This window comes from Allobranchiibius sp. GilTou38 (assembly GCF_017565325.1).
In the GTDB taxonomy this organism is placed as follows: Bacteria; Actinomycetota; Actinomycetes; order Actinomycetales; family Dermatophilaceae; genus Allobranchiibius; species Allobranchiibius huperziae.
The window spans coordinates 20,686-47,143 of sequence record NZ_JAGEKN010000002.1 but is presented as its reverse complement, the minus strand read 5'-3'; the positions used below and the strand labels follow the sequence as shown (position 1 = coordinate 47,143).

26 protein-coding genes are annotated in these 26,458 nt (G+C 70.6%); 20 read left to right on the top strand and 6 right to left on the bottom strand.

Annotated elements, in window-relative coordinates:
• Positions 1–17: 17 nt before the first annotated feature.
• Positions 18–983, bottom strand: a complete 966-nt coding sequence (gene folP, locus JOB34_RS00460; protein WP_347813669.1) for a dihydropteroate synthase — start codon at positions 981–983, stop codon at positions 18–20.
• On the bottom strand, positions 974–1,741 hold the full coding sequence (locus tag JOB34_RS00455; RefSeq protein WP_179479844.1) for a maleylpyruvate isomerase family mycothiol-dependent enzyme: 768 nt from the start codon (positions 1,739–1,741) through the stop codon (positions 974–976). The genes folP and JOB34_RS00455 overlap by 10 nt, the downstream gene beginning before the upstream one ends.
• Positions 1,742–1,781: 40 nt before the next feature.
• Between JOB34_RS00455 and JOB34_RS00450 the strand changes: the two genes are divergently transcribed.
• The 3 genes from JOB34_RS00450 (at position 1,782) to JOB34_RS00440 (ending at position 6,040) form a co-directional block, all read left to right on the top strand.
• Positions 1,782–3,449 (top strand): acyl-CoA dehydrogenase family protein, encoded by a 1,668-nt coding sequence (locus JOB34_RS00450; protein WP_208050883.1) that lies wholly within the window; start codon positions 1,782–1,784, stop codon positions 3,447–3,449.
• Between the two features lie 111 nt (positions 3,450–3,560).
• Positions 3,561–5,327 (top strand): proline--tRNA ligase, encoded by a 1,767-nt coding sequence (locus tag JOB34_RS00445; RefSeq protein ID WP_208050882.1) that lies wholly within the window; start codon positions 3,561–3,563, stop codon positions 5,325–5,327.
• Positions 5,324–6,040, top strand: coding sequence for an HAD family hydrolase (locus JOB34_RS00440; protein ID WP_208050881.1), 717 nt, complete (start codon positions 5,324–5,326; stop codon positions 6,038–6,040). Before JOB34_RS00445 ends, JOB34_RS00440 begins: the two co-directional genes overlap by 4 nt.
• A 3-nt stretch (positions 6,041–6,043) precedes the next feature.
• Here JOB34_RS00440 and JOB34_RS00435 read toward each other — a convergent pair whose 3' ends face one another.
• The 4 genes from JOB34_RS00435 to JOB34_RS00420 all read right to left on the bottom strand — a co-directional run bounded on the left by JOB34_RS00435 (position 6,044) and on the right by JOB34_RS00420 (position 9,334).
• The gene (locus JOB34_RS00435) at positions 6,044–6,565 is read right to left on the bottom strand and encodes a vitamin K epoxide reductase family protein (protein ID WP_208050880.1); all 522 of its coding nucleotides are present in this window, start codon (positions 6,563–6,565) and stop codon (positions 6,044–6,046) included.
• A 3-nt stretch (positions 6,566–6,568) separates the two neighbouring features.
• Positions 6,569–7,435, bottom strand: coding sequence for a DUF929 family protein (locus JOB34_RS00430; protein WP_208050879.1), 867 nt, complete (start codon positions 7,433–7,435; stop codon positions 6,569–6,571).
• Between the two features lie 64 nt (positions 7,436–7,499).
• Positions 7,500–8,423 (bottom strand): aminoglycoside phosphotransferase family protein, encoded by a 924-nt coding sequence (locus JOB34_RS00425; RefSeq protein WP_208050878.1) that lies wholly within the window; start codon positions 8,421–8,423, stop codon positions 7,500–7,502.
• Positions 8,420–9,334: a hypothetical protein gene (locus JOB34_RS00420; RefSeq protein ID WP_208050877.1), complete on the bottom strand. Its 915-nt coding sequence runs from the start codon at positions 9,332–9,334 to the stop codon at positions 8,420–8,422. The genes JOB34_RS00425 and JOB34_RS00420 overlap by 4 nt, the downstream gene beginning before the upstream one ends.
• 92 nt (positions 9,335–9,426) lie before the next feature.
• On the opposite strand from JOB34_RS00420, the gene JOB34_RS00415 reads away from it, so the two are divergent.
• The 17 genes from JOB34_RS00415 to JOB34_RS00335 all read left to right on the top strand — a co-directional run bounded on the left by JOB34_RS00415 (position 9,427) and on the right by JOB34_RS00335 (position 26,458).
• Positions 9,427–11,076 carry a nitrite/sulfite reductase gene (locus tag JOB34_RS00415; protein ID WP_243757434.1) on the top strand — a complete coding sequence of 550 codons (1,650 nt, stop codon included), beginning with the start codon at positions 9,427–9,429 and terminating at the stop codon, positions 11,074–11,076.
• Positions 11,073–11,231 carry an Insertion element protein gene (locus JOB34_RS00410; RefSeq protein WP_179479853.1) on the top strand — a complete coding sequence of 53 codons (159 nt, stop codon included), beginning with the start codon at positions 11,073–11,075 and terminating at the stop codon, positions 11,229–11,231. The genes JOB34_RS00415 and JOB34_RS00410 overlap by 4 nt, the downstream gene beginning before the upstream one ends.
• Complete coding sequence (locus JOB34_RS00405) at positions 11,228–11,920, top strand: phosphoadenylyl-sulfate reductase (RefSeq protein ID WP_208050875.1); 693 nt, start codon at positions 11,228–11,230, stop codon at positions 11,918–11,920. Before JOB34_RS00410 ends, JOB34_RS00405 begins: the two co-directional genes overlap by 4 nt.
• Positions 11,917–12,453, top strand: coding sequence for an adenylyl-sulfate kinase (cysC, locus tag JOB34_RS00400; RefSeq protein ID WP_347813668.1), 537 nt, complete (start codon positions 11,917–11,919; stop codon positions 12,451–12,453). The genes JOB34_RS00405 and cysC overlap by 4 nt, the downstream gene beginning before the upstream one ends.
• Complete coding sequence (cysD, locus tag JOB34_RS00395) at positions 12,450–13,373, top strand: sulfate adenylyltransferase subunit CysD (RefSeq protein ID WP_208050873.1); 924 nt, start codon at positions 12,450–12,452, stop codon at positions 13,371–13,373. The genes cysC and cysD overlap by 4 nt, the downstream gene beginning before the upstream one ends.
• A complete protein-coding gene (locus tag JOB34_RS00390; protein WP_208050872.1) occupies positions 13,373–14,662 on the top strand; it encodes a GTP-binding protein in 1,290 nt (429 codons plus the stop codon). The genes cysD and JOB34_RS00390 overlap by 1 nt, the downstream gene beginning before the upstream one ends.
• Positions 14,663–14,712: 50 nt before the next feature.
• A complete protein-coding gene (locus tag JOB34_RS00385) occupies positions 14,713–15,819 on the top strand; it encodes an ABC transporter substrate-binding protein (protein ID WP_208050871.1) in 1,107 nt (368 codons plus the stop codon).
• Positions 15,819–16,598, top strand: coding sequence for an ABC transporter ATP-binding protein (locus JOB34_RS00380; RefSeq protein ID WP_179479858.1), 780 nt, complete (start codon positions 15,819–15,821; stop codon positions 16,596–16,598). The genes JOB34_RS00385 and JOB34_RS00380 overlap by 1 nt, the downstream gene beginning before the upstream one ends.
• The gene (locus tag JOB34_RS00375) at positions 16,585–17,493 is read left to right on the top strand and encodes an ABC transporter permease (RefSeq protein ID WP_208050870.1); all 909 of its coding nucleotides are present in this window, start codon (positions 16,585–16,587) and stop codon (positions 17,491–17,493) included. The genes JOB34_RS00380 and JOB34_RS00375 overlap by 14 nt, the downstream gene beginning before the upstream one ends.
• Positions 17,494–17,615: 122 nt before the next feature.
• A complete protein-coding gene (rimP, locus tag JOB34_RS00370; RefSeq protein WP_208050869.1) occupies positions 17,616–18,158 on the top strand; it encodes a ribosome maturation factor RimP in 543 nt (180 codons plus the stop codon).
• Positions 18,158–19,231 (top strand): transcription termination factor NusA, encoded by a 1,074-nt coding sequence (gene nusA / locus JOB34_RS00365; protein ID WP_208050868.1) that lies wholly within the window; start codon positions 18,158–18,160, stop codon positions 19,229–19,231. The genes rimP and nusA overlap by 1 nt, the downstream gene beginning before the upstream one ends.
• An 8-nt stretch (positions 19,232–19,239) precedes the next feature.
• The gene (locus tag JOB34_RS00360; RefSeq protein ID WP_208050867.1) at positions 19,240–19,557 is read left to right on the top strand and encodes a YlxR family protein; all 318 of its coding nucleotides are present in this window, start codon (positions 19,240–19,242) and stop codon (positions 19,555–19,557) included.
• Between the two features lie 180 nt (positions 19,558–19,737).
• Positions 19,738–22,617, top strand: a complete 2,880-nt coding sequence (gene infB / locus JOB34_RS00355) for a translation initiation factor IF-2 (RefSeq protein ID WP_208050866.1) — start codon at positions 19,738–19,740, stop codon at positions 22,615–22,617.
• A 243-nt stretch (positions 22,618–22,860) separates the two neighbouring features.
• A complete protein-coding gene (locus tag JOB34_RS00350) occupies positions 22,861–23,886 on the top strand; it encodes an SAM-dependent methyltransferase (protein ID WP_208050865.1) in 1,026 nt (341 codons plus the stop codon).
• 43 nt (positions 23,887–23,929) lie between these two features.
• A complete protein-coding gene (rbfA, locus tag JOB34_RS00345) occupies positions 23,930–24,349 on the top strand; it encodes a 30S ribosome-binding factor RbfA (protein ID WP_179479866.1) in 420 nt (139 codons plus the stop codon).
• Between the two features lie 4 nt (positions 24,350–24,353).
• Positions 24,354–25,262, top strand: a complete 909-nt coding sequence (gene truB, locus JOB34_RS00340; protein WP_208050893.1) for a tRNA pseudouridine(55) synthase TruB — start codon at positions 24,354–24,356, stop codon at positions 25,260–25,262.
• A gap of 74 nt (positions 25,263–25,336) precedes the next feature.
• A complete protein-coding gene (locus JOB34_RS00335; RefSeq protein ID WP_347813667.1) occupies positions 25,337–26,458 on the top strand; it encodes a HoxN/HupN/NixA family nickel/cobalt transporter in 1,122 nt (373 codons plus the stop codon).

Here is a 26,458-nt window from a genome sequence, read left to right as displayed (position 1 = left end):
CACGACCGGCGCGTCGTTCACCCTTCGGCTGCGCCCGGTTCGGCTGATCGACCCGGTTCGCCGCGGACCGCGCGCTGCGGCTCCCGGTCACCGCGGATCACCGCCACCATGTCGAGGACGCGTCGGGTCGCCAGTACGTCGTGGGTGCGGAAGACGGTGGCGCCCTGCCAGGCCGCCACGGCGGTGGCAGCGAGCCCGGCCTCCAACCTCTGATCGGTCGGCAGGTCGAGGGTCTCGCCCAGGAAGTCCTTACGTGAGATCGCCTGCAGCACAGGGAAACCCAGGGCAACCACGTCGGATGTACGCCGCAGCAGGCTCAGGGAGTGCCGTGTCGTCTTGCCGAAGTCGAGGGTCGGGTCGATGAGGATCCGCTCTCGGGGGATGCCCGCGTCCATGGCGACGCGAGCGGCCCCGGTGAGCCGAGAGCGCACGTCGCGCAGCAGGGCTTCCTCCTCACCGGCGTCGCTGACGTCGCCGCCGTCGGTCCGGGCGTAGCGCACCGCGACCGGATCGGTGCGCGGCGGCAGTCCACCGGTGTGCGAGCACACGATGCCGGCGCCCATCCGCGCGGCCACCTGCACCAGCCGCTGGTCGTGGCCGGCCCACGTGTCGTTGATCAGGTCGACCACACCCTCGGCCGCCTGTGCCACCTCGCTGCGCCAGGTGTCCAGGCTCAGCACGAGGTGCGGGTACGCCGTGCGCGCAGCCTCGAGGAACGGCAGCACCCTGCGGCGTTCGAGTGCGGCGTCGACCGCCGGGCCCTCCTGGCCGGCCCGCACTCCGCCGACATCGATGATGTCGGCACCGTCGGCGACCGCCAGGTGCAGCGCATCGATGGCCGCGGACAGGTCGTGGTGGCGGTTGCCCTCCCAGAACGAGTCCGGCGTGCGGTTGACGATCGCCATCACGGCGGGGTTCGCGGCGTCGTAGGTGCGGCCGCGCAGCACCAGCGCCGCGGGCGGCGGGGTCGCGCTCAGTCCCACGTCACCTTCATCCGGTCGCGCCAGAGGGAGAGCACATCGCGCCCCTCCCAGCGGATCTGCGCGCCACGGTTCCACAGCGCCAGATAGAGCTCCACGGCCGTGCCCTCGATCGCGGCGTCGGGATGATCCGCGGTCCGGTCGCGCTGCGCCACCGGCAGCTCGTCTCCGAAGGAGAGAAGCCACGAGTCGCCGGTGTCCGTGCTGTGCACCGTGACGGTCACGGGGCTACTGGAGCGCAGATCGAACCTGCGCCGAGGCATGAAGGAACACAACAGCTCATCCACGCCGTCCGCCGCAAAGCCCGGTGACAGGTCCACCTCGTCGGCATCCGCCCGCTGGCCGAGCCGCGCGGCGAGGGCGTCGATCGAGTGGATGGTGGTCTCGTGACACTGTCGTCGCGCCCAGCTGTCGCGGCCGCCCATCGGGCTCTCCATGAAGAACGCGACGTCCGCGTCGGCGGGTACGGCCCGCAGGCAGCCGACGAGCTCATCGCACCCGTCCTGCAGCCAGACGCCGGGATCGATGGTCTCCAGACCCTCCCGTTCCACCTCCTCGGTGTCGGTCTCGGGGCCACCTGCCAGCACGCCCGCGGCCCACCGGTGCACCATGCCCTGATGGGCCACGAGGTGGCCCACGTTCCACTGGGGACAGGTGGGGACGGTCGCGAGCGACCCGGCCTGCCAGGCCTCTTCGCGCAGACGGGCGGTCGCCTCGTGGATGCCGTCGAGGTAGGTCTCGAAGCTCAGGGTCGACGCCATGGCGACGACGCTACCTCCGCTCCCGGCTAATCTCCGCCAGATGAGCCATGCGGACCCGTTCGAGCGCAGCCCCGACAATCAACCGCCACCCCTGGAGGGCTACGACGCGATCGCCTCGGACGCCGCGCTGCTGGATGCGATCCGGGCCCAGGCGCCCGAGGGTGGGGGCGCTGAGATCCTCGCGTCGTTGCGGGAGCTCGGCACCGCCGCCGGCTCGGCGGAAGCGCGCGAACACGGTCGGCTCGCCAATGCCCACCCGCCCGTGCTGCGTACGGCGGACCGGTTCGGCCTCCGCATCGACGAGGTGGAGTTCCACCCCAGCTGGCACTGGATGCTGCGCACGGGTGTCGGTCTGGGGCTCGCCGGAGCCGCGTGGACCTCGGACGAGCCGGACGCCCACCTGAGGCGCGCTGCCGGTTTCGTCGCGTGGACCGGGATCGAGCCCGGCCACGCCTGCCCCATGACGATGACCTACGCCGCCGTGCCCGCGCTCGCGGCCGACCCCGCCCAGGCCGCCCGGTGGACCGCGCTGCTGGCCTCTGCGACGTACGACCCAGGACTGCGCGAGCCCACCGGCAAGGCGGGACTGCTCGCCGGCATGGGCATGACCGAGAAGCAGGGCGGATCCGACGTCCGCACGAACAGCACTGTGGCCACGGCTCGTTCGTCAGGTGACTACACGCTGCGCGGGCACAAGTGGTTCACCTCCGCGCCGATGAACGACCTGTTCTTCGTGCTCGCGCAGGCACCCGGCGGGCTCAGCTGCTTCGTCGTGCCGCGGGTGCGCCCCGACGGCTCGCGCAACGCGGTGCGCATCGTCCGGCTCAAGGACAAGCTCGGTAACCGGTCGAACGCGTCGGCCGAGCTGGAGTTCGAGGACGCGCACGCCGTACGGCTGGGAGAGGAGGGCCGCGGGGTGCGCACCATCATCGAGATGGTGGCCGCCACCCGGCTGGACTGCGTCCTCGGGTCGGCGGCCTTGATGCGGCGAGCGGTCGCGGAGGCGAGCTGGCACGCGGCGCACCGGTCGGCGTTCGGTTCGGTGCTCATCGAGAAGCCCGCGATGTCAGGTGTGATCGCCGATCTGGCGCTGGAATCGGAGGGGGCGACCATGCTGGCGTTGCGCCTCGCGCACTCGGTCGACAGGCGCACGGATCCGCACGAGATCGCGCTACGGCGGATCGCTCTGCCGCTCGCGAAGTTCTGGGTCTGCAAGCGCACGCCGCCGGTGTGCGTCGAGGCGATGGAGTGCATGGGTGGCAACGGGTACGTCGAGGAGTCGGGCATGCCGCTGCTGGTGCGCGAGTCGCCGCTCAACTCGATCTGGGAGGGCAGCGGAAACGTCAACGCGCTGGACGTGCTCCGTGCGGCGACCCGTTCGCCCGATGCGGTGCAGGCGTGGCGTGACGAGGTGGCACTCGCTGGAGCGGCAGCTCTGGATGCCGCTGCGGAATCGGTGGTCGACGAACTGCGCGCTGCAGCAGCGGATCCCGTGACGGGAGAGGGACGGGCGCGGCGGATCGCCGCACGGATGGCGGTCGTGCTGCAGGGCTCGTTGCTGGCGCGGCACAGCACGTCGTACGTCGCCGACGCGTTCCTCGCGTCCCGGGTCGAGGTCGGCGACCGCGGGGTATTCGGGGCGCTGCCGCCGAGCGTGGGTCCTACGGACACCGCGGCCATCGTGCGCCGCGCCCTCCCGCACCCCTGACCCTTCCGCTCGACGGGGAGGGGGTGGGCGGAAACTCGGGAGAGGGACGCCTCGCCGGGCGGATATCCTCGTGGCGACCCGTTCACCGCACCGATCAAGGAGTGCCCACCCGTGGCCCTGCGCATGTCGACCCTGTTCCTGCGAACCCTGCGCGAGGACCCGGCCGACGCGGAGCTGCCGGGGCACAAGCTGCTCGTGCGCGCCGGGTACGTACGCCGTGTCGCCCCCGGCATCTACACCTGGCTGCCGCTCGGCATGAAGGTGCTGGCCAAGGTCGAGGGGATCATCCGCGAGGAGATGGAGCAGATCGGGTCGCAGGAGGTGCGTTTCCCGGCCCTGCTGCCGCGCGAGCCGTACGACCTCACCGGGCGGTGGAACGAGTACGGACCCAACCTGTTCCGGCTGCAGGACCGCAAGGACGCCGACCTGCTGCTCGGCCCCACCCACGAGGAGATGTTCGCGCTCGCCGTCCGGGACGCCTACTCCTCCTACAAGGACCTGCCGCTCAGCCTGTTCCAGATCCAGAACAAGTACCGTGACGAGGCGCGCCCGCGCGCCGGCATCCTGCGCGGCCGCGAGTTCATCATGAAGGACTCCTACTCCTTCGACATCGACCAGGCGGGACTGCAGAAGTCCTACGACTCGCACCGCGAGGCCTACATCAGGATCTTCCAGCGCCTCGGCTTCGAGTACGTCATCGTGCAGGCCGACTCCGGCGCGATGGGAGGTTCGGCGTCCGAGGAGTTCCTCGCGGTCAGTCCGCACGGCGAGGACACCTTCGTGCGCGACGAATCCGGGTACGCCGCCAACGTCGAGGCCGTCGTCGTGCCCCAGGCCGCCGAGGTCGAGGTGACCGCCGGCCCGGCGCACGTCGAGGACACCCCCGACACGCCCACCATCGAGACCCTCGTGACCGCGCTCAACGCGAAGCACCCCCGAGACGACGGCCGGGCATGGACGGCGGCCGACACCCTCAAGAACGTCATCGTGATGCTCGAGCACCCCGACGGCGTGCGCGAGCCGCTCGCGATCGGTCTGCCCGGCGACCGCGATGTCGACCCCAAGCGACTCGAGGTCAAGGTCCAGCCCGCCGAGGTCGTCCCGTTCGAGGAGAAGGACTTCGCCGCCAACCCGAGCCTGGCCAAGGGCTACATCGGTCCGGGCGTGCTCGGCGCGGACAACGCCAGCGGCATCCGCTACCTGCTCGACCCGTCCGTCGCGCGCGGGTCGGCGTGGGTGACCGGCGCCGACGAGCACGGTCGGCACGTCATCGACCTGGTCCACGGGCGCGACTTCGAGGCCGACGGCATCATCCAGGCCGCGAACATCCGCGAGGGCGACCTCAGCCCGTCCGGCCACGGCACCCTGTCGCTCGCCCGCGGCATCGAGATGGGCCACATCTTCCAGCTCGGCACCAAGTACGCCGAGGCGCTCGGCCTGAAGGTCCTCGACGAGAACGGCAAGCTCGTCACGGTGACGATGGGCTCGTACGGCGTCGGCGTCACGCGCGCCGTCGGCGTGATCGCCGAGGACAACGTCGACGACATCGGTCTGATCTGGCCCCGCGAGGTCGCGCCGGCCGACGTGCACGTCGTGGCGACCGGTAAGGACGAGTCCGTCTTCCTGCAGGCCGACGAGATCGTCCACGGGCTGGAGGCGCAGGGCCTGGAGGTCCTCTACGACGACCGGCGCAAGGTGTCGCCCGGTGTGAAGTTCAAGGATTCCGAGCTCATCGGCGTACCGACCATCCTGGTGCTCGGCCGGGGCCTGGCCGACGGCGTCGTGGAGCTGAAGGACCGCCGTAGCGGCGAACGCCGGGAGGTGGCCGTGGGCGACGCGGTCGCCGAGGTGCTCGCCGAGGTGCGGCCCACGGCGTGAGCCGCGTCGACGCGGTCATCTTCGACTGGGGCGGCACCCTCACCCCGTGGCACGAGGTCGACCTGGAAGCGCAGTGGCAGGTCTTCGCGCGCGCCGTGCACCAGGAGGAGGACCGGGCCCGCGCGCTGGCGTCGGAGTTGCAGCGCGCCGAGGGGGAAGCGTGGGGCCGGGCGAGGGAGTCCCAGAGCAGCGCCGCGATGGACCAGATCCTGGCGGACGCCGGACTCGGCGGGGTCGAGCACGCTGCCGCGCGGGCTGCGTACGAGAAGTTCTGGGAGCCGCACACCTTCACCGACCCGCAGGTCGAACCGCTGTGGACGGCGTTGCGGGACAACGGCATCCGTGTCGGCGTGCTGTCCAACACGATCTGGTCGAGTGACTACCACCGCGCCATCTTCGAGCGGGACGGCGTCGCGCACCTCATCGACGCAGACGTCTACTCCAGCGAGATCGCCTGGACCAAGCCGCACCCCGAGGCGTTCCGCGCTGCGGCTGCCGCGGTCGGCGTGCCTCCCGAGCGGTGCGTCTACGTCGGCGACCGCCTGTTCGAGGATGTGCACGGGCCGCAGCAGGTGGGGATGCGCGCGGTCTGGATCCCGCACTCGATCATCCCCGCCGCGCAACGCGTGCAGGTCGACGCCACACCCGACGCCACCGCCCAGGAACTGATGGACGTGCTGGCGATCGTGCAGGAGTGGAACGCCGGCAGCTGAGCCTCAGTCGGCCCGGCGGCTGGTCGCGGAGTCGTGATCGACGACGTCCGAGTCGTCGTCCTCGGCCACCAGCTCGGGCGGGTCGGTGAACAGCAGCCCGAAGACGAGCACGAAGAACAGCACGAAGGTGATCACGTGCACCCCGGTGCACCACAGGCAGATCGCGTGGATCCGGAAGAACTCCGCCCAGATGAGGTAGAACACCATCACCAGGCCGACCCCGGTCGCCGCGATGCGCGCCAGGTCAACCCACCGCGGGGCACGGCGCCACACGGGCGGCAGACACAGCGCCGTCATCGCCACGAAGAAGAGCAACCCGAGCATGGCGACGGGGATGCCGAAGAGCTTGGACCACTGGCTCGTGGTCACCTTCAGGCAGTCGACCTGCCCCGATCCGGAGCACGCGAGGGTCGAGGACCCGGTGAAGTGCTCATACGTGAGGTAGATCGACACCGCGAGCCCGAGCACGCTCAGGCCGAGGCTGACCGGTGGCAGCCACCGAGGGCGACGGGGAAGGTCGCGCATGACTCAGCTGGCGAGCTTGGCGGAGGCCGCCTTGACGCCGGAGGAGGAGCACACGTTCGCAGGAGCACCCTTCGTGAGCACGCAGATCTGCGCGGAGATCACGTTGCTCGCGCCGAGGATGCCCTTGCTGATGGCCGTGGTGGGCGACAGCATCTGCTGGGTGACGGCTGCGCTGCTCATGTTCTGCAGCGCCGTCCCGTCGTACGTCGCGCCGGAGCTGGTGTAGAGACCGCCGTAGAGCAGGAACGGGATGCTGCCCTGCGAGTCGTACTTGTTCTGCAGGGCTGCGTCGGCCGCGGAGACCTTCTGCAGCGGCTGCTCGTCGCGGGTCTCCGTCTCGTAGCTCTTGAACGCGATGTACTGCGAGGTGTACGACGCGTTCAGGTAGGTCATCGTGGGAATGTTGGCGACGGTGTCGGTGGGCGACGACACCGCGCTCGCGACGCCCTTGAAGGTGCCGAAGCGGGACAGCGCCGAGGTGAGGGCCCAGCGCTCCATGCCGCAGTAGGGGCAGTACTCGGCACCGATGTAGAGGATCCGCGGTTTTCCGTCGACGGTGTCCGCCGATCCGTTCGTGGCCTTCGGCGCCTGCGACGCGGTGCCGGCGCCCACGGTGTCGAAGGTGGCGGCGGGGACGTTCTCCACCTTGCTGATGAACGCCGAGTCGCGGGCGTTGGCCTTGGCCTTCGCGTCGTTGTCCTTCTGCTGCTGACGCGACACGAGGTAGAAGCCGGCGACGACCACGAGCACCACCACGACCACCGCGGCCGTGATGGCCGCCATGATCTTGCGTTGCCGCTCGCGCTTCTGCTCGGCCTGCAGGCGAGCCAGCTTGGCCTTGCCGGTCTCTCGGGCGTTCGAGGTGCTCACAGATGTCCCTACGTGTCGGTCTCGATGGCGGCGCCAGAGTAACCCAGCCCCCTGTCAGACCGGCTCACTCCTGCATGGCCTTCGCCGCCGTGAGGTAGCACGACAGCGTGCTCTGGTCCGGCGCACCGGACAGCCACTCGCCGAGCGCGTTCAGCACGAGCCGTACGAAGGACCAGTGTCGTGCGAGGTCCTCGTCCAGACCGGCGCTCTCGCAGAGCACGCCGAGGCGGGTGCGCAGGTGGGCGCGCACGCTGGTCGCCCGCAGCGCCTCGTCCCAGCGGTTCCAGATGACGGGGGCGACCGCGAACTCCCACCGTGCGTTGATCGGCTTCGGGTCGATGGCGAGCCACGGCTCACGATCGCCGGCGAGCACGTTGGCGAAATGCAGGTCCTGGTGGACCAGATCGGCGCGGCTTCCCTCGGCGAGATCGCCCAGCAGCGATGCGGCCTGCTGGGTCATCCGGCGCGGCACCTGCGGCGACCCTGCGCGGCACAGCTCCCGCCACCTCCTGCACTCGTCGGGCAGATTCGTCACCCGTGCCATGGGTGGGGCGTCGAGACGACGGAAGAGCCCTCCGATCACCTCGCACGCGTCCAGTATCGGGACGGTCTCGAGGCTGGTGTCGCCGTGCAGCCGTTCGAGCACCATCGCCCATCGGCCCGGGTCTGCCGCGAGGAGTCGTACGGCGCCCGTGCCGTCCCAGGTGCGCAGGGCCAGGTGCTCGTACTTCGCCTCCGGGTGTGGCCAGGTGACCTTCAGCACTGCCGGCTCGCCGTCGCGCCGGCACGGTACGACGAGAGCGCACTCCCCGTGCCGGGTCGCCGACGGGTCGTCGTTCAGCTCGAGCTGCCACAGGTCCGCGCTCTCCTCGACGAGCCGGGGCAGGCTGGCCAGCCAGCTGGTGCCATCGGGTCCACCACCCTCGGCCGGTCGCCCGTCGACCTTCGCGAAGAACGCCGGCGGGATCGTGACGGGCAGGCCGCTCACCCGATCAGACCGGGGAACGGTTCGGGCGGCAGACCCCACCGCCAGCCGAGGGCGGTGGCGTCGCTCCACAGGTGCGCGAGCGCAAGGAGGTCCCCACGGGTGCCCCGCGCCGTCCCGACCTGGGCGGCGCAGGCCGTGACCACGTCGCTGAGCAGATCGCGCGCCAGCGTGGTGCGGGCGTCTTCCGTCGTGGGCTGTACGGCAAGTGGGTAGACCAGTCGGGCGGGCGGGGCCTCCGTCCCGGCGGCAGGTTCGAGCCGGGACCGTGCGGCGTCCATCGTGACGACGGCGGCGGAGGGCAGCGCGCGGGCGCGCGAGGGCGTCCTCGCCGCGACGATCTCCAAGCCGTAGACGGCGGTACGGACCGACGGCAGTAGCGCGGCGGCGGTCGACCCGGACACCTGCTCGTCGCCCCAGGCCGGCGCGGCCCCCTGCACCGTCGCACCTGCAGCGTCGAACGCCAGCAGCGCCGCGAGCATGGCCGTGTTCGCGGAGGTGGCGTGCACGGCGTCGTCGTACGCGGTGGGTGACAGTCCCGCCCGGATCGCCGCACCGAGCTGCGCGGCGCTGAGAGCAGCGGCCGGGGGAGTGGTGGAGGCGGTCGGCACTCTGATCCCGTCGGATGCCATCACCTCGGTGAGGCGGTTCGCCGCTGCGCCGTACGCCGCATCCAGCTTGGGCGCCCACAGGCCATCGGCGCGGGTGGCCGCGACCTGCAGCCCGCGCACCGAGGCCAGCGCACGCAGCAGGGCGGCCTGGTCGGGCGGCGGCGCCTGGTGGGCGATCCCGGGAACCGCGGGTGACCCTTTCTGGAGCCGGATCCCGCAGCCCGTCAGGCTCGACGCGGCGCCCAGAGCAAGAGCCCCGAGCACGGTGCGCCGACCCGGGCGGACGGTCTGCGGACGGGTCACGCTGCCGATCGTAGGTGAGACCGCGGTCTCGACGTCTGAGACACATCAGGCATCATTTGACCTTGGATCAACCAAAAGGAAAGGTTATGGGCATGTCGACCGTCACGCGCAGCAACGGCCAGTGGGCCCTCGGAGAGCGCGAGCCCTTGAACCCGAACGAGGTGTTCAAGCAGGAGGACGACGGACTCAACGTACGTGCCCGCATCGAGGAGATCTACTCCCGCGAGGGATTCGCCTCGATCGACCCGTCCGACCTGCGCGGCCGGATGCGCTGGTGGGGTCTCTACACCCAGCGCCGCCCGGGTATCGAGGGCGGTCGCACGGCCTCCATCGCCCCCGAGGAGCTGGACGACGAGTACTTCATGCTCCGCGTCCGCATCGACGGCGGCACCCTCACCGCCGAGCAGCTGCGGGTCATCGGCGAGGTGTCCACGCAGTACGGCCGGGACACCGCCGACCTCACCGACCGGCAGAACATCCAGCTGCACTGGATCCGCATCGAGGACGTACCGGCGATCTGGGAGCGGCTCGAGGGTGCCGGTCTGACCACGGCCGAGGCCTGCGGCGACACCCCGCGCGTCATCCTCGGCTCCCCGTTCGCGGGCGTCAGCGCCGACGAGGTCATCGACGCCACTCCCGCCATCGACGCGATCCGGGAGCGCTTCATCGGCGACCCGGAGCTGTCCAACCTGCCGCGCAAGTTCAAGACCGCCATCTCCTGGCTGCCCGACACCGCGCCCGAGATCAACGACGTGTCCTTCGTGGGCGTCGTGCACCCCGAGCTCGGCCCGGGGTTCGACCTGCTCGTCGGTGGCGGCCTGTCGACCAATCCCAAACTGGCCACCCGGCTCGGTGCCTTCGTCCCGCTGGAGGAGATCCCGGAGGTGTGGCACGGGGTCATCCGCATCTTCCGCGACTACGGCTACCGCCGGCTGCGGCACCGCGCCCGCCTGAAGTTCCTGGTCGCCGACTGGGGCGCAGAGAAGTTCCGCGAGCTGCTCGAGACCGAGTACCTGCAGCGTGCCCTGCCGGACGGCCCGGCGGCGCCGCTGCCCGAGCAGCCGCTGGACCACGTCGGTGTGCACGAGCAGCGCGACGGACGCGCGTACGTCGGGTTCGCACCGATCGCCGGACGGGTGTCCGGCACGGTGCTCACCGAGATCGCCGCCGCCGCGCAGGCGTCCGGCTCGGACCGGGTGCGGCTCACCACCCATCAGAAGCTCGTGGTGCTGGACGTCGATCCCGCGCGGACCGACGCGCTGATCGATCGCATGGCGACGGCCGGGTTGCACGCGAAGCCGTCGCCCTGGCGCCGTTCGGTGATGGCCTGCACGGGCATCGAGTTCTGCAAGCTGGCGATCGTCGAGACCAAGGCCCGCGCGCAGACACTGGTCGACGAGCTGGAGCAGCGCCTGGACGACCTGCACCTGGAGCAGCCGCTCGCGATCCACCTCAACGGCTGTCCCAACTCGTGCGCCCGCATCCAGGTCGCCGACATCGGGCTCAAGGGTCAGATCGTCACCGACGCGGCCGGCAAGCAGGTCGAGGGTTTCCAGGTGCACCTCGGTGGCGGCCTCGGGCTCGATGCCGGATTCGGCCGCAAGCTGCGTGCCCTCAAGGTCACGTCGGCGGAGCTGGGCGACTACATCGAGCGAATCGCCCGCCGCTTCGACGAACAGCGCACTCCCGGAGAACGATTCGCGCAATGGGCCGTGCGTGCCAACGAGGAGTCGCTGCGATGAGCGCCAACAACCGGGTCGTGCCGTTCCACTGCCCGTACTGCGCCGAGGAGGATCTGCGTCCGGAGGTCGAACCCCGCGGTGCGTGGAGCTGCGGCAGCTGCCTGCGGGTGTTCACCGTCCAGTTCCACGGGCTGCGCGGGCAGGCGGCGTCGTGAGCGTCGCCACGGATGCGCGGGAGGTGGCGGCGAACGCTGCACGCGAGTTGGAGGGTGCCTCGGCGTCCGACGTCATCGGCTGGGCCGGCACGACGTTCGGCGATCGGTTCGCCGTCGCCGCGTCGATGCAGGACACGGTGCTGCTGCACCTGGCGAGCAGCATCCTGCCCGGCGTCGACGCGCTCTTCCTCGACACCGGGTACCACTTCGCCGAGACCCTGCAGGTGCGCGACCGGGTCGCTCGGGACTACCCGGTCAACGTGGTGTCGCTGACGCCCGCGCAGACGGTGGCCGAACAGGATGACACGTACGGCGCACGCCTCTACGAGCGCGACCCCGACCTGTGCTGCGCGCTGCGCAAGACCCACCCGCTGGACGACGCCCTCGACGGCTACGACGCCTGGGCCACCGGACTGCGCAGGGTGGAGAGCGCGTCGCGGGCGGACACGCCCGTCGTCTCCTTCGACGAGCGCCGTGAGCGGATCAAGATCGCGCCGCTGGCCGCGTGGAGCGACCAGGACATCGAGGACTACGTGCGCGAACACGGCGTGATCATGAACCCGCTGCTGTCGCAGGGGTACCCATCGATCGGGTGCGAGACCTGCACGGCCCGCGTGGCGCCGGGGGCCGACCCGCGGTCCGGTCGCTGGTCGGGCACCGACAAGGTCGAGTGCGGTATCCACCTGTGAGCGGGCAGACGATCTGGATGACCGGGCTGTCCGGCGCCGGCAAGACCACCGTGGCCCGCGAGTTCGCCGCGCAGCTCGCGGCCGACGGCGTGCCGGTCGAGATCCTCGACGGCGACGAGCTGCGGACCAACCTGTCCGCAGGGCTCGGCTTCAGCCGGGAGGACCGGGACACCCACGTCCGGCGGGTCGGATTCGTCGCGGAGCTGCTCGCTCGGCACGGCGTGACGGTCGTCGTCCCGGTGATAGCGCCCTACGCCGACGCACGCGCCGTAGTCCGCGCCCACCACCGCGACCGCGGGACGTCGTACCGCGAGGTCTACGTCTCCACCCCGCTGACCGTGTGCCAGGAGCGGGACGTCAAGGGCCTGTACGCGCGCTCCGCGGCGGGCGGACTGAGCGCGATGACCGGCGTCGACGACCCCTACGAGCCGCCCACCGATCCCGATCTGACCATCGACACCAGCCGCGTGCCGCTCGACGACGCCGTCGACGCGCTGCACGGTCTGGTCCGCGCCGAGAGCGAGGTCGCATGACCATCGAAGCCGCACCACCACTCGCCACCGACGTCGCCGCCCTGCGCGACCTGGAGTCGGAGGCCATCGAGATCATCCGCGAGGTGGTGGCCGAATTCGACCGTCCCGCAATGCTGTTCAGCGGCGGCAAGGACTCGGCGATCGTGCTGCACCTGGCACGCAAGGCCCTGTGGCCGGCGCCGCTGCCGATCACGCTGCTGCACGTGGACACCGGGCACAACCTGCCGGAGGTCATCGAGTTCCGTGACCGGGTCGTGGCCGAGGCCGGCGTCAACCTCGTGGTCGCCCGGGTGGAGGAGTGGATCGCCGACGGTCGGCTGCAGGAGCGCCCCGATGGCACCCGTAATCCGCTGCAGACCGTTCCGCTGCTCGACACGATCGCCGAGCACCGCTTCGACGCGCTGCTCGGGGGAGCCCGCCGCGACGAGGACAGGGCGCGGGCCAAGGAGCGCATCTTCTCGATCCGCGACGCCTTCGGCGGCTGGGACCCTCGCCGCCAGCGCCCCGAGCTGTGGCACATCTACAACGGGCGCCACGCCCCGGGCGAGCACACCCGCGTCTTCCCGATCTCGAACTGGACCGAGCTGGACGTCTGGCGCTACATCGAAGCGGAGGACGTCCCGCTGCCCAGCATCTACTTCGCGCACGAGCGCCCGGTCTTCGAGCGCGACGGGATGCTCCTGACGCCCGGACCGTGGGGCGGCCCGCGCGCTGCGGAGACGCTCTCGACCCGCTCCGTGCGCTACCGCACCGTGGGCGACGGGTCCTGCACCGGCGCCGTCGAGAGCGAGGCCTCCACGGTCGCCCAGGTGATCGAGGAGGTCACCGTCAGCAGGCTCACCGAACGCGGTGCCACCCGTGCCGACGACCGACTGTCCGAGGCCGCCATGGAAGACCGCAAGCGCGAGGGATATTTCTGATGAACACCACCACTGTGTCCACCGTGTCCCAGCACGCACCGCTGCGCCTGGTCGTGGCCGGTTCGGTCGACGACGGCAAGAGCACCCTCGTGGGTCGGTTGCTGCACGACAGCAAGTCGATCCTCGCCGACCAGTACGACGCCGTCGAGAGCGCCAGCCGCAGCCGCGGCGCCACCGAGTTCGACTTGGCGCTGCTGACCGACGGCCTGCGCGCGGAGCGCGAGCAGGGCATCACCATCGACGTGGCCTACCGGTACTTCAAGACCGACCGGCGAAGCTTCATCCTGGCTGACACACCGGGACATGTTCAGTACACCCGTAATACTGTCACCGGTGCCTCGACGGCCGATGCCGCTGTCGTGCTGGTCGACGTACGGAACGGTGCGTCGGCCCAGACCCGGCGGCACTCCGCCCTGCTCTCCCTGCTGCGGGTGCGGCACGTCGTGTTCGCCGTCAACAAGATGGACGCGGTCGACTGGTCGCAGGACCGCTTCGAGCAGGTGCAGGCCGAACTGCACGAGATCGCCAGGGGAGTGGGCCTCGGTGACGTGGTCGCGGTCCCGGTGAGCGCGCTCACCGGTGAGGGCGTCGTACGCGCCGCGCCGGACTGGTACCTCGGCCGCCCGCTGCTCGCCCTCCTGGAGGAGCTGGACACCGAGCTGGAGGACACCGCCGAGCCGTTCCGGATGCCCGTCCAGCTGGTCATCCGGCCCCGCACCGCGCAATACCCCGACTACCGCGGGCTCGCCGGCCGGGTGGCCTCGGGTCGGGTGCAGGTGGGCGACGTCGTGCACGCCAGCCCGTCCGGCACCGGCTCGACGGTCATCGCGATCGACACCCCGACGGGGCCGGCCGAGGTCGCCGTCGCGGGTCAGTCCGTGACCATCCGCTTGGCGGAGGAGCTGGACATCGCGCGCGGCGAGGTGCTCACCACCGACGACCCGATCGCCGTCACCCGGGTGCTGGACGCGGTCGTCACCTGGATGGGCGACGCGCCGTCGGCAGCCCGGCAACGCGTGCTGGTCAAGGCAGGCACCAAGACCGTCCGGGCGATGCTCGGGCCGGTCACCGACATCTGGGACGTCAGCGAACTGCGCTGGACGCCGAGCTCGGCACCGTTGCAGCTCAACGACATCGGGCGATGCACCGTTCAGCTCGCCGAGGACGTCGCCATCGACGAATACCGGCGACTGCGAGGCACCGGAGCCTTCGTCGTCGTCGACCCGGCCACCGGCGCGACGCTCGCGGCCTGTATGTCGGGCGCCGACCTCGGCGCCCTCGTCCCCTGAGCCTGCCTGGCCCCTCCTCACCCCCCCCTCTTGTCCCCGATAGGAATCCGATGTCTGCTCGTTCTCTCATCCGACCTCTCGCGACGACCGGTGCGGTCGTCGCCCTCGCAGCCGCCGCCGGCATGAGCCTGACCGCCTGCGGCTCGTCGGCCGCCGCCGGCGCCCCGAAGGGCGCGCCCTCAGGCACCGCCGGCACCCTGAAGCTCGGCTACTTCGCCAACGTGACGCACGCCGTCCCGGTCGTGGGGGTCGGCGACGGCAGCTACGCCAAGGCCCTCGGCTCGACCAAGCTGAGCACCACGATCTACAACGCGGGGCCCACGGCTGTCCAGGCTCTGTTGTCCGGTGCCATCGACGCGGCGTACGTCGGCCCGAACCCGGCCATCAACGCCTTCATCAAGAGCCATGGCACGGCGGTGCGGCTGATCGCGGGCGGTGCGTCCGGCGGTGCGGCGCTGGTCGTGAAGCCGTCGATCACCGACGTCTCGCAGCTGGCGGGCAAGACCGTCGCCGATCCGCAACGCGGCGGCACCCAGGACATAGCGCTGAAGTACTACCTGAAGAACCACGGGCTCGGGTTCACCGGCAGCGGCGGCAAGAACGTCAACGTCGTGTCCCAGGACAACGCCCAGACGCTCACGCTCTTCAAGCAGGGCCGCATCGACGCCGCCTGGCTGCCTGAGCCCTGGGTGTCGCGTCTGCAGCAGCAGGCCGGGGCCAAGGTGCTGGTCGACGAGAAGTCGCAGTGGCCAGGTGGCAACTTCGTGACCACCAATCTGCTGGTGTCCACCAGCTACCTGAAGAAGAACCCCAAGACCGTGTCAGCGCTGCTCGGCGCGCAGGTGGCGACCGCTCAGTCCATCACCGCCGACCCCACCAAGGCGGCGACCGAGCTCGACGCCGACCTCGGCAAGCTGACCGGCAAGAAGCTGCCCGAGGCCGTCGTGGTCGCCGCCTTGAAGAACGTCAAGGTCGGGTGGGACCCCTACGCCTCCTCGCTGAAGGAGCTCGCCTCGCACGCCGCGGCCGTCGACCTGCTCAGCAAGGACGCCGACCTGCAGGGGATCTACGACCTCGGCCCGCTCAACGCAGTGCTGCAGAACAAGAAGCTGGCCGTCGTCTCCGACGGCGGTCTGGGTGCCGAAGGGAGTTCGTGATGACGGTAGTCACCAAGCAACCGGGACCGCGGGTGGACGAACGCCGTACGCCGGCCGTGCGAGTACACGGGCTGCGCAAGGCCTTCGGGAGCGCGCGTGAACCCGTGCTCGCGCTCGACGGGCTGGATCTGGACGTCGCCGCGGGCGAGTTCGTCACCGTGCTCGGCGCCTCCGGGTGCGGGAAGAGCACCCTGCTGCGGCTGCTCGCCGGGCTGGAGCAGCCGACCGGCGGCGAGGTGGACGTGCAGGGCGGTCAGCCCGCGCTGATGTTCCAGGAATCCGCCCTCATGCCGTGGCTGACCGCCGAGGGCAACCTGCAGCTCGCGCTGCGCCTCGCGGGAGTGCCGCGCCAGGAGCGGGCGGGCCGGTGCAACGAGCTGCTGAACACGGTCCGTCTCGGCAACGTGGCGGGCCGTCGGGTGCACGAGTTGTCGGGAGGGCAACGCCAGCGGGTTGCCCTGGCGCGCAGCCTTGCCCAGGGTTCGCGGGTGCTGCTGATGGACGAGCCCTTCGCGGCCCTCGACGCCATCACCCGCGACCTGCTGCACCAGGAACTGCTGAACGTGTGGCGGGCCGACGAGTTGTCGATCGTCTTCGTGACCCACAACGTGCGAGAGGCCGTGCTGCTCGGCCAGCGCATCGTGCTGCTGTCCTCGCGGCCAGGCCGCGTGCTACGTACCTGGGACACCCGCGACCTGCCGCCGGATGACGTGCCCGCGCTCACCGACGAGATCACCCACGCCCTGCGAGAGGAGATCGGTCGTCATGCCCACGCGTGAGCAGAGCTCGATCCAACACACCGAGGGGGACGGGAGCGACGTGGACCTGGCCCAGCTGGCCGGCGGGCTGGACGCCCTCGACGCCGCACCCGACGGTCGCCGCCGCCACCGGTTCGACGTCACCGGGGTGCTCGCGCCCCTGGCCGTCGTCGTCGGCCTGATCCTGCTGTGGCAGCTCGCGTGCTGGGCGCACCTCAAACCGACGTACATCGTCCCGACACCCGCGTCGGTGGGCTCGAACCTGTGGAGCCTCATCACTCACGGCACCGCCTGGGAGGCGATCTGGGTCAGCGTGCACCGCGGCCTCATCGGCTTCCTCGCCTCCATCGTGATCGGCACGGTGCTGGGCGCGCTGGTGAGTCAGGTCGCCCTGCTGCGCAAGGGATTCCGGCCGTTGTTGTCGGCGATGCAGTCGCTGCCGTCGGTGGCCTGGGTGCCGTTCGCGCTGGTCATCTTCCAGGGCGGCCCGGCCTTCATCTACGCCGTCGTGCTCCTGGGTTCGGTCCCGTCCATCGCCAACGGCCTCATCGGCGGCGTCGACCAGACGCCACCGCTGCTGCGCGAGGCCGGCACGGTGCTCGGCGCCGGACGCTTCGAACTGATGCGCTCAGTGCTCCTGCCCGCCGCCCTGCCCACCTACCTAACCGGACTCAAGCAGGGCTGGTCCTTCGCCTGGCGCTCCCTGATGGCCGCCGAGCTGGTCGCCACGTCGGCGCAGCTGGGCACGGGGCTCGGGGGACTGCTGAGCAACGGCTCTCAGGACTCCGACATGCCGACCGTCCTCAGTGCGATCATCCTGATCCTGCTGGTGGGAGTCGTGGTCGAGCTGGCGGTCTTCGACCCGATCGAGCGCCGCGTGCTGCGTCGACGGGGGCTGACCTCCTCCAGTCTCTGAATCCCTCGGTCTCTTTCGGGTCTCTCTGTGGCTCTCTGAGCCTCTCTGAGCGGAGGCACCCCCCTGCGGCGAGTAGTGTGTCCCGTCGTACGGCACACAACAGAACACAGGAGGTCGCTGGGATGGATCCGTCCAAGGGCAGCACCGAACGCTCCCGGCACATCGTGGCTGTCCTCTCTCCTGTGGTCGCCCGCAGCGGCATGACCATCGAGGACGTCACCGTCACGCCCGCCGGCAAACGGCGCCTGGTCCGGGTCCTGGTCGACCGGGACGTGACCGTCGACGACGCCGATCGCGAATCTCCTGTCGAACCCCTCAGCCTCGACGAGGTGGGCGAGGTCACCCGTGCCGTGAGCGATGCACTGGACGAGTCCGATGCCATGGGGGAGGCGGCGTACGTGCTCGAAGTCAGCTCGCCCGGCACGGACCGGCCGCTGAACGCCCCCCAGCACTTCCGCCGCAACGTCGGGCGTCTGATCGCCCTGACCACGACCGGCGAGGAGCAACTGACCGGCCGGCTCACCGCCGCCGGCACCGACTCGTTCGACCTCGCCGACGACACCGGCGCGACCCGCACCTTCGGGTACGCCGAGTCCTCGCGCGCCCGCGTCGAGCTGGAATTCAACCGGCCCACCACAGCCGACGTCACCGAGGAGCAGGACTGATGGACATCGACATGGCCGCACTACGCGCGCTGGAGCGCGAGCGGGAGATCCCGATGGATGTCATCGTGCCCGCCATCGAGCAGGCGCTGCTGGCGGCCTACCACCGCATCGACGGCAGCTACCGCGACGCCCGGGTCGAGCTGGACCGCGCCAGCGGTCGGGTTACCGTCCTCGCCCGCGAGGAGCCCGCCGCGTCGCCGGACGGCGAGGACGGCCCCGTCGTCCCCGAGCGTGGGCCCGAGTTCGACGACACCCCCACCGACTTCGGGCGGATCGCCGCCGCCACCGCACGTCAGGTCATCGTCCAGCGGATGCGCGACGTCGAGGACGAGGCGATCCTGGGTGACTTCCGCGGGCGTGAGGGAGACATCGTCGCCGGCGTCATCCAGCAGTCCGGCGACCCGCGCAACGTGCACGTCGACTTCGGCACCATCGAGGGCGTGCTGCCCCTCGCGGAGCAGGTGCCCGGTGAGCGCTACGTGCACGGTGAGCGGCTGCGCTGCTACGTCGTGGCCGTGAAGCGCGGGTTCAAGGGCCCGTCCATCAACCTCTCGCGCACCCACCCCAACCTCGTGCGCAAGCTCTTCGCGCTCGAGGTACCCGAGATCGCCGACGGCAGCGTCGAGATTGCGGCGCTCGCCCGTGAGGCCGGGCACCGCAGCAAGATCGCGGTGCACTCCACGGTGCCGGGTCTGAACGCCAAGGGTGCCTGCATCGGCCCGATGGGTTCGCGGGTGCGTGCGGTGATGACCGAACTGCACGGGGAGAAGATCGACATCGTCGACTTCGCCCGTGACCCGCGTGACTTCATCGCCTCGGCCCTGTCGCCCTCGCGGGCGCAGTCGGTGCAGATCGTGGATGAGAAGGCGCGCGCGGCCCGGGTCATCGTGCCCGACTTCCAGCTCAGCCTCGCGATCGGCAAGGAAGGACAGAACGCCCGCCTGGCCGCGAAGCTGACCGGCTGGCGGATCGACATCCGGTCCGACACCGCAGCCGCCGAGCCCGAGGCCACCGCCGCACCGGGCGGGCCGGAGAGCAGCGGCGCGGACGGCCCTGCCGGTCGGCTGCGCTAGACTTGGTGATGGTCGAGCGGAGACGCGACCGTCGTTCCACACCCCCGCCAGTCGCTCATCGCGGCTTGCGCACGTGCGTGGGATGTCGGCAGCGCGCCGATCGGTCGCAGTTGTTGCGGATTGCCGCGATCGCAGTGGACGGCGCCTGGTGCGCCGTACCCAACGGGCGCGGTAGGCATCCGGGCCGTGGGGCCTGGCTGCATCCGCGCGCGGACTGTCTCGAACAGGCAGTGCGCCGTCGTGCGTTGCAGCGGGCTCTCCCGGTGCCACGCGACGGTGACCTGGATGTCGAGGCTCTGCGCGACGACTGTGTGCCTGCCACTTGACCACGTTGAAGATGTAGCGACCTGCCGCACCGTGCGGCACGACAAGACCGGAAGCGGGTTTATCGCTATGAGCACCCGATGAGTCCTCACTAATGAGCATTCACTGACAGACGGTCTGTGCTGCCCCGGATGACCTCCGGACCGCCGCTCGGACCGTCACATTTCCCGAACAGGAGAAGCGTGGCAAAGGTCCGAGTGCATGAGCTCGCCAAAGAGCTCGGAATGCAGAGCAAGGAACTACTGAACTACCTCAAGGAGCAGGGCGAGTTCGTCAAGACCGCCAGCTCCACGATCGAAGCGCCCGTCGTGCGCAAGATCAAGGAGAACCCGCCTCCGGGTGCCGGCACCGCCGCGCCCGCCAAGGAGGCCGCTCCCGCCGCACCGAAGCCCGGCGGTCGTCCGTCCGCTGCCGCCCCGGCAGCTCCCAGCGCGCCCGCCGCGGCCGCGACCGAGGCAACCCAGCCGTCGGCGCGCCCGAGCGCCGTTCCCGGTGGCACGTCGGCCCGGCCCGGCCCGGCGGCCCCCGTGGCGCCCGCGGCTCGGCAGACCCCGGCCCCCAGCCCGAAGCCGGCCACCTCGGCGCCCGAGGTCCCCGCGGCGCGTACGTCGCAGCCGGCACCCGCGCAGGAGTCGGCAGCAGCTGCTCCCGCTCCCGCTCGCCCGGCCGCTGAGGCCCCTGCCGCGAGCAGCGGCACCGGTGGCGGTGCTGCCCGACCGGCGGCCCCCCGTCCGGCCGGTCCGCGCCCGGGCAACAACCCGTTCGCTCCCAGTCAGGGCATGCGCACCGGTGGTCAGGGCGGCGCCAACGCGCGCCCCGGCAACAACCCGTTCGCTCCCAGTCAGGGCATGCCCCGTCCCGCCGCAGCCCGCGGTGCCGGTGGCGCGGCAGGCCCGCGTCCCGGCGGCGCTCCGCGTCCCGCGGCAGCTCGCGCCGGTTCGCCCGGCGGCGGTCCGGGTGGGGCACGTCCGAACCCGGGCATGATGCCCGATCGTGCGGCGGCAGCTCGTCCGGGCGACCGCCCGGCACGCGGCGGCGGTCGTGGTGCGCCCGGTGCCGGTGGCGGTCCCGCTCGCACCGGCGGTTTCGCCGGTCGTCCGGGTGGCGGCCGCGGGCCGGCCCGCGGCGCTGCGCCCGGTGCCTTCGGACGCGGTAGCGGCAAGGTGCGCGGGCGCAAGTCCAAGCGTGCCAAGCGCCAGGAGTTCGAGCAGATGCAGGCGCCCACCATCGGTGGCGTCAGCGTGCCGCACGGCGACGGCAACACCGTCGTGCGCGTGCGACGCGGTGCGTCCCTGAGCGACTTCGGCGACCGCATCAACGCCAACCCGGCGAGCCTGGTCACCGTGCTGTTCCACCTCGGTGAGATGGCCACGGCGACCCAGTCGCTCGACGAGGACACCTTCATGGCGCTCGGTGCCGAGCTGGGCTACCAGATTCAGGTCGTCTCGCCCGAGGACGAGGAGAAGGAGCTGTTCGGCGCCTTCAACATCGACCTGGAGGCCGAGGCCGAGGCCGAGACCGACGAGGAGCTGCAGGCTCGTCCGCCGGTCGTGACCGTCATGGGTCACGTCGACCACGGTAAGACGCGACTGCTGGACGCCATCCGCAACGCGGAGGTGGCCGAGGGCGAGGCCGGTGGCATCACCCAGCACATCGGCGCCTACCAGGTGCACGCCGAGCACGAGGGCGTGGACCGCGCGATCACCTTCATCGACACCCCCGGTCACGAGGCCTTCACGGCCATGCGTGCCCGTGGTGCCAAGGTGACCGACATCGCCATCCTGGTCGTCGCGGCCGACGACGGCGTCATGCCGCAGACGATCGAGGCGCTCAACCACGCCCAGGCGGCCGACGTACCCATCGTCGTCGCGGTCAACAAGATCGACGTCGACGGCGCCAACCCGGACAAGGTGCGTCAGCAGCTCACCGAGTACAACCTGATCGCCGAGGAGTACGGCGGCGACACGATGTTCGTCAACGTCTCGGCCAAGCAGGGGCAGAACATCGACGGTCTGCTCGAAGCGGTCCTGTTGACCGCCGATGCGGCGCTGGATCTGCGCGCCAACCCGGACAAGGAAGCTCGCGGTGTCGCGATCGAGGCCAACCTGGACCGCGGTCGCGGTGCGGTGGCCACTGTGCTGGTGCAGTCCGGCACGCTGCGCGTGGGTGACTCGATCGTCGCCGGCGTGGCGCACGGCCGTGTCCGCGCCATGCTCGACGAACACGGTGGCAACGTGCAGGAGGCGGGTCCGTCCCGTCCCGTGCTCGTCACCGGTCTGGCAGCGGTGCCCCGCGCCGGCGACACGTTCATCGTGGTGCCGGACGACCGCACGGCGCGTCAGATCGCCGAGCAGCGCGAAGCCGACGACCGTCGCGCCTCGCTGATCAGGGCTCGCAAGCTGATCAGCCTGGAGGACCTGGACCAGACGCTCGCACAGGGCAAGGTCGAGACCCTCAACCTGATCCTCAAGGGTGACGGTTCCGGTTCGGTCGAGGCTCTGGAAGACGCCTTGATGCAGATCGACGTCGGCGAAGAGGTCGAGATCCGCATCATCGACCGCGGTGTCGGCGCGATCACGATGAACAACATCAACCTCGCTGTGGCCGCGACCGCCGTCATCATCGGCTTCAACGTCCGGGCCGAGGGCCAGAACGCCGCGTTCGCCGAGAAGGAGGGCGTGGAGATCCGGTACTACTCGGTGATCTACCAGGCCATCGAGGAGATCGAGGCGGCCCTCAAGGGCATGCTCAAGCCGGAGTTCGAAGAGGTCGAGCTGGGCACGGCGGAGATCCGCGAGATCTTCCGCAGTTCCAAGTTCGGCAACATCGCCGGTTCGCTGGTGCGCTCGGGGCTCATCCGACGCGGTTCGAAGGCGCGGATCACGCGAAACGGCGTGGTCATCACCGAAAGCCTGGAGATCGCCGGTCTGCGGCGCTTCAAGGACGACGTGACCGAGGTCCGCGACGGATACGAGTGCGGTATCAACCTCGGGTCGTTCAACGACCTGCAGGATGGTGACCTCATCACGACGTACGAGATGCGCGAGAAGCCGCGCAGCTGACGAACACGCAGCGGAGGTTGTCGACGAGGCGCTAGCCGAGTCGGCGGCCGAAGCGGAGTGTGAGGAAGCGGAGCGGAGAAGGCTCAGTTCGTCCTGTGAAGGACGAGTGCATGCACGAACGGCCCGACACCCACGAGGGTGTCGGGCCGTTCGTCGTCTCGGGGCCTCGAGCCCTCATCGGTGGCCGCCGCCCGCCGATGAGGGCAACGTAGCCCCGCCCTGCGGCAGATAGCGTGTGCTCCCGTGACGGAGCTGCTGTTGATGATCGCCCCCAGCGCCAACCGGGTGTACGCCGGCGCCGCCCGGGCTCTGGTCGCCGCGGAGGCGCGCGTCCTCACCGGGGTGCTGTGCGACCGTCCGGTCGAGGTGGAGCCCGCCGACCTGGCCGGCGTGGAGTATCTGGCGGCGAGCGCCGATGGCGACGCCGGCGAGCTGGTCGACGTGCTCTCCAACCTCTCGGCCAGCGCAGCCCTCTTCGAACGGGAGGGCGAGCTGCTGCGGCCGGTGCCGTTGCGGCGCAGGGAGATCTACCCCAGCGACCTGGTGACGATCCCCAAGTACTCCGGTAAGACCAACGAGCAGTGGACCCGGCTGGTGCTCGGTGTCACGGCTGCCGCGACCGCACGGCCGCAGCGCTGGCTGGACGGTTCGCTGAACGTGCTCGATCCGATGTGCGGGCGCGGCACCACGCTCAACCTGGCGTTGTCCCTCGGCTACGACGTGACGGGCGTCGAGATCGACCGCAAGGATCACGACGCGTACGCGGCGTTCATCAAGACCTGGATGCGGACCCATCGTTACAAGCACACCGTGCAGGAGAGCGCGCTGCGCACCGACGGGCGGATGCGCGGTCGGCGGCTGCAGATCGAGCTCGCGGCGAGCAAGGAGAGTTTCCGCGCCGGTGAGGTGCAGCGGGTGGAGTACCTCAACACCGACACCCGCGACCTGGACGGGCTCCTGCGGGCTCGCAGTGTCGATGTGGTGGTGGCCGACGCGCCGTACGGCGTGCAGCACGGCTCCCAGGCCGACGAACTGGCCCGCAGCCCACTGGAACTGCTCGATCAGGCGCTTCCGGGGTGGGTGCGGGTGCTGCGCGGCGGGGGAGCGGTCGGCCTGTCCTACAACCGGCATGTCGCGCCGCGGGACGCGCTGGACCAGCTGCTCGCCGAGCACGGCCTGCAGGTCCGCACCGGCCCCGGGTACGACGACCTGCGGCACCGTGTGGACGCCTCCATCGACCGCGACCTGATCGTCGCTACCAAGCCGTAGGCCGGTTTGGTGCTGGACCGTGTCGCGGTGCGAGAATCGCGCCATGGCCGACCCCGCACGCGCACGCAAGATCGCCGAACGCATCAAGTTCCTGGTGGCCGACTATCTCGAGCACCGGCTGAAGGACGAGCGTCTCGGCTTTCTCACCATCACCGACGTGCGGGTCACCGGTGACCTGCAGCACGCCTCGGTTTTCTACACCTTCCTGGGCACGGACCAGGAGCGCGCCGACAGCGAGGCGGCGTTGGAGGACAACCGTGGACGGATCCGCTCGCACGTCGGCAAGGGCCTGGGCATCCGGCTGACGCCTGCCCTGGAGTTCGTGCCCGACGCCATCCCCGAGGGCGTGGCGCAGATCGAGGACGCCCTGCGGGCAGCGCGTACCCGCGACGAGGAGCTGGCTGAGAAGAAGCGGCAGGCGAGCTTCGCCGGCGAGGCCGACCCGTACAAGAAGTCGGAGTAGTCGGATCGACGGACTGCTGCTCGTCGACAAACCCGCCGGCTGGACCAGTCACGATGTCGTCGCGCGCTGCCGGCGCCTGGCGGGCACCCGGCGCGTGGGCCACGCGGGCACCCTCGACCCGATGGCCACTGGGCTGCTGATCATCGGCATCGGACGGGCCACGAAGCTGCTGACCTTCCTCGTCGGCTGTGACAAGACGTACACGGCGACGGTCCGACTCGGCCAGAGCACGGTGACCGACGATGCCGAGGGCGACGTGGTCGAGTCGCTCGGTGCGCGGAACGTCGACCCGGCCGAGCTGGAGCGGGCCGTCGCGTCCTTGACCGGCGACATCGAGCAGGTGCCGAGCAGTGTCAGCGCCATCAAGATCGACGGGGTGCGCTCGTACGCGCGGGTGCGCGGCGGCGAGGAGGTCGAGCTCAAGGCCCGTCCGGTGCGGGTGGCGCGGTTCGACGTCCGCGCGCAACGCGCCTCTGCCGTGGACGGTCTGCCGGTGCTCGACCTGGATATCGAGGTGCAGGTGAGTTCCGGCACGTACGTGCGTGCGCTGGCACGTGACCTCGGCGCGGATCTGGGGGTGGGCGGCCACCTGACCGCGCTGCGCCGCATCCGGGTCGGGCGCTTCGACATCACCGCCGCGGACACGCTGCAGGACCTCACGGCCCTGCGGGAAGAGGGCGCCGCGCTTCCCGTCCTGCCGCTCGCGCAGGCCGCGCGAGGGCAGTTCGCGGTGCGGGAGCTGACGGCGGACCAGGAACGCGACCTTCGGCACGGGAAACGCATCGCGCACGACGGCGTACGGCAGGACCCGGTCGCAGGCATCGGCCCGGCCGGGGACCTGGTGGCCATCCTCGACGAGTCCGGGGACTCGACGAGATCCCAGGTCGTCTTCCCTCCTTTCGAACAGGTTTGACGACGCACTTGCGACTCAGTCGCATCTGAGCTGTAGGGTCGTCGGAGTCGATTAATCACTCCGGGAGGCATCACGTGGTCCAGTCCGTCGCAGACCTCTCCACGGGCGGTCGGCCGGGCCGGTTGCGTTCCTTCGCAGCCGAATTCACGCCGGCGGACCGCCGGTCGGTGGCCGGGATGGCGCTGGCCGTCCTCGCGCTGCACGTGATCGGCTTCGTCACCCTCTTCGCGGTCATCGCCCCCCATCATTACAAGGTCGGCAGCCAGGGCGTCTTCGGCGTCGGCCTCGGCATCACGGCGTACACCCTCGGCATGCGGCACGCCTTCGACGCCGACCACATCGCCGCGATCGACAACACCACCCGCAAACTCCTGACCGACGGCAAGCGCCCGCTGAGCGTCGGCTTCTGGTTCTCCCTCGGTCACTCCTCGGTCGTCTTCGGCCTGTGCGTGCTGCTGTCCTTCGGGGTGCGCGCACTCGCCTCGTCGGTCAAGAACGGCGGATCCACGCTGCACACGGCGACCGCGGTCGTCGGCACCTCGGTGTCCGGCCTGTTCCTCTGGCTCATCGCGCTGCTCAACCTGGTGGCGCTGGTCGGCATCGTGCGCGTCTGGCGGCGGGCGCGCGGCGGCGAGTTGGACGAGGAGGCACTGGAGGAGCACCTGCGCAACCGCGGCTTCTTCAACCGCTTCCTCGGCAGGCTCACCCGCTCGGTCACCCGACCGACGCAGATGTACCCCATCGGACTGCTCTTCGGCCTCGGCTTCGACACCGCGACCGAGATCAGCCTGCTCGTCATCGCGGGCGGCGCCGCCGCGGTCGCGCTGCCCTGGTACGCCATCCTCACCCTGCCGGTGCTGTTCACCGCGGGCATGAGCCTGCTGGACGCCGCGGACGGGATCTTCATGGGCAAGGCCTACAAGTGGGCGTTCGCCAAGCCGCTGCGCCGGCTGTACTACAACGCCACCGTCACCGGGCTGTCGATCTTCGTCGCGGTCGTCATCGGCAGCATCGAGCTGTGCTCGATCTTCGCCGACCAGCTGCGCATCACCCGTGGCCCGATCGCCGCCGTCGGGTCGATCAACCTCGACGGCATCGGCTTCGTGATCGTCGGCGTGTTCGTCCTGACCTGGCTCCTGGCCGTCGGCGCCTGGTACGCGTTCGGCCTGAACAAGAGGGAACTGACCGCCAGCTAG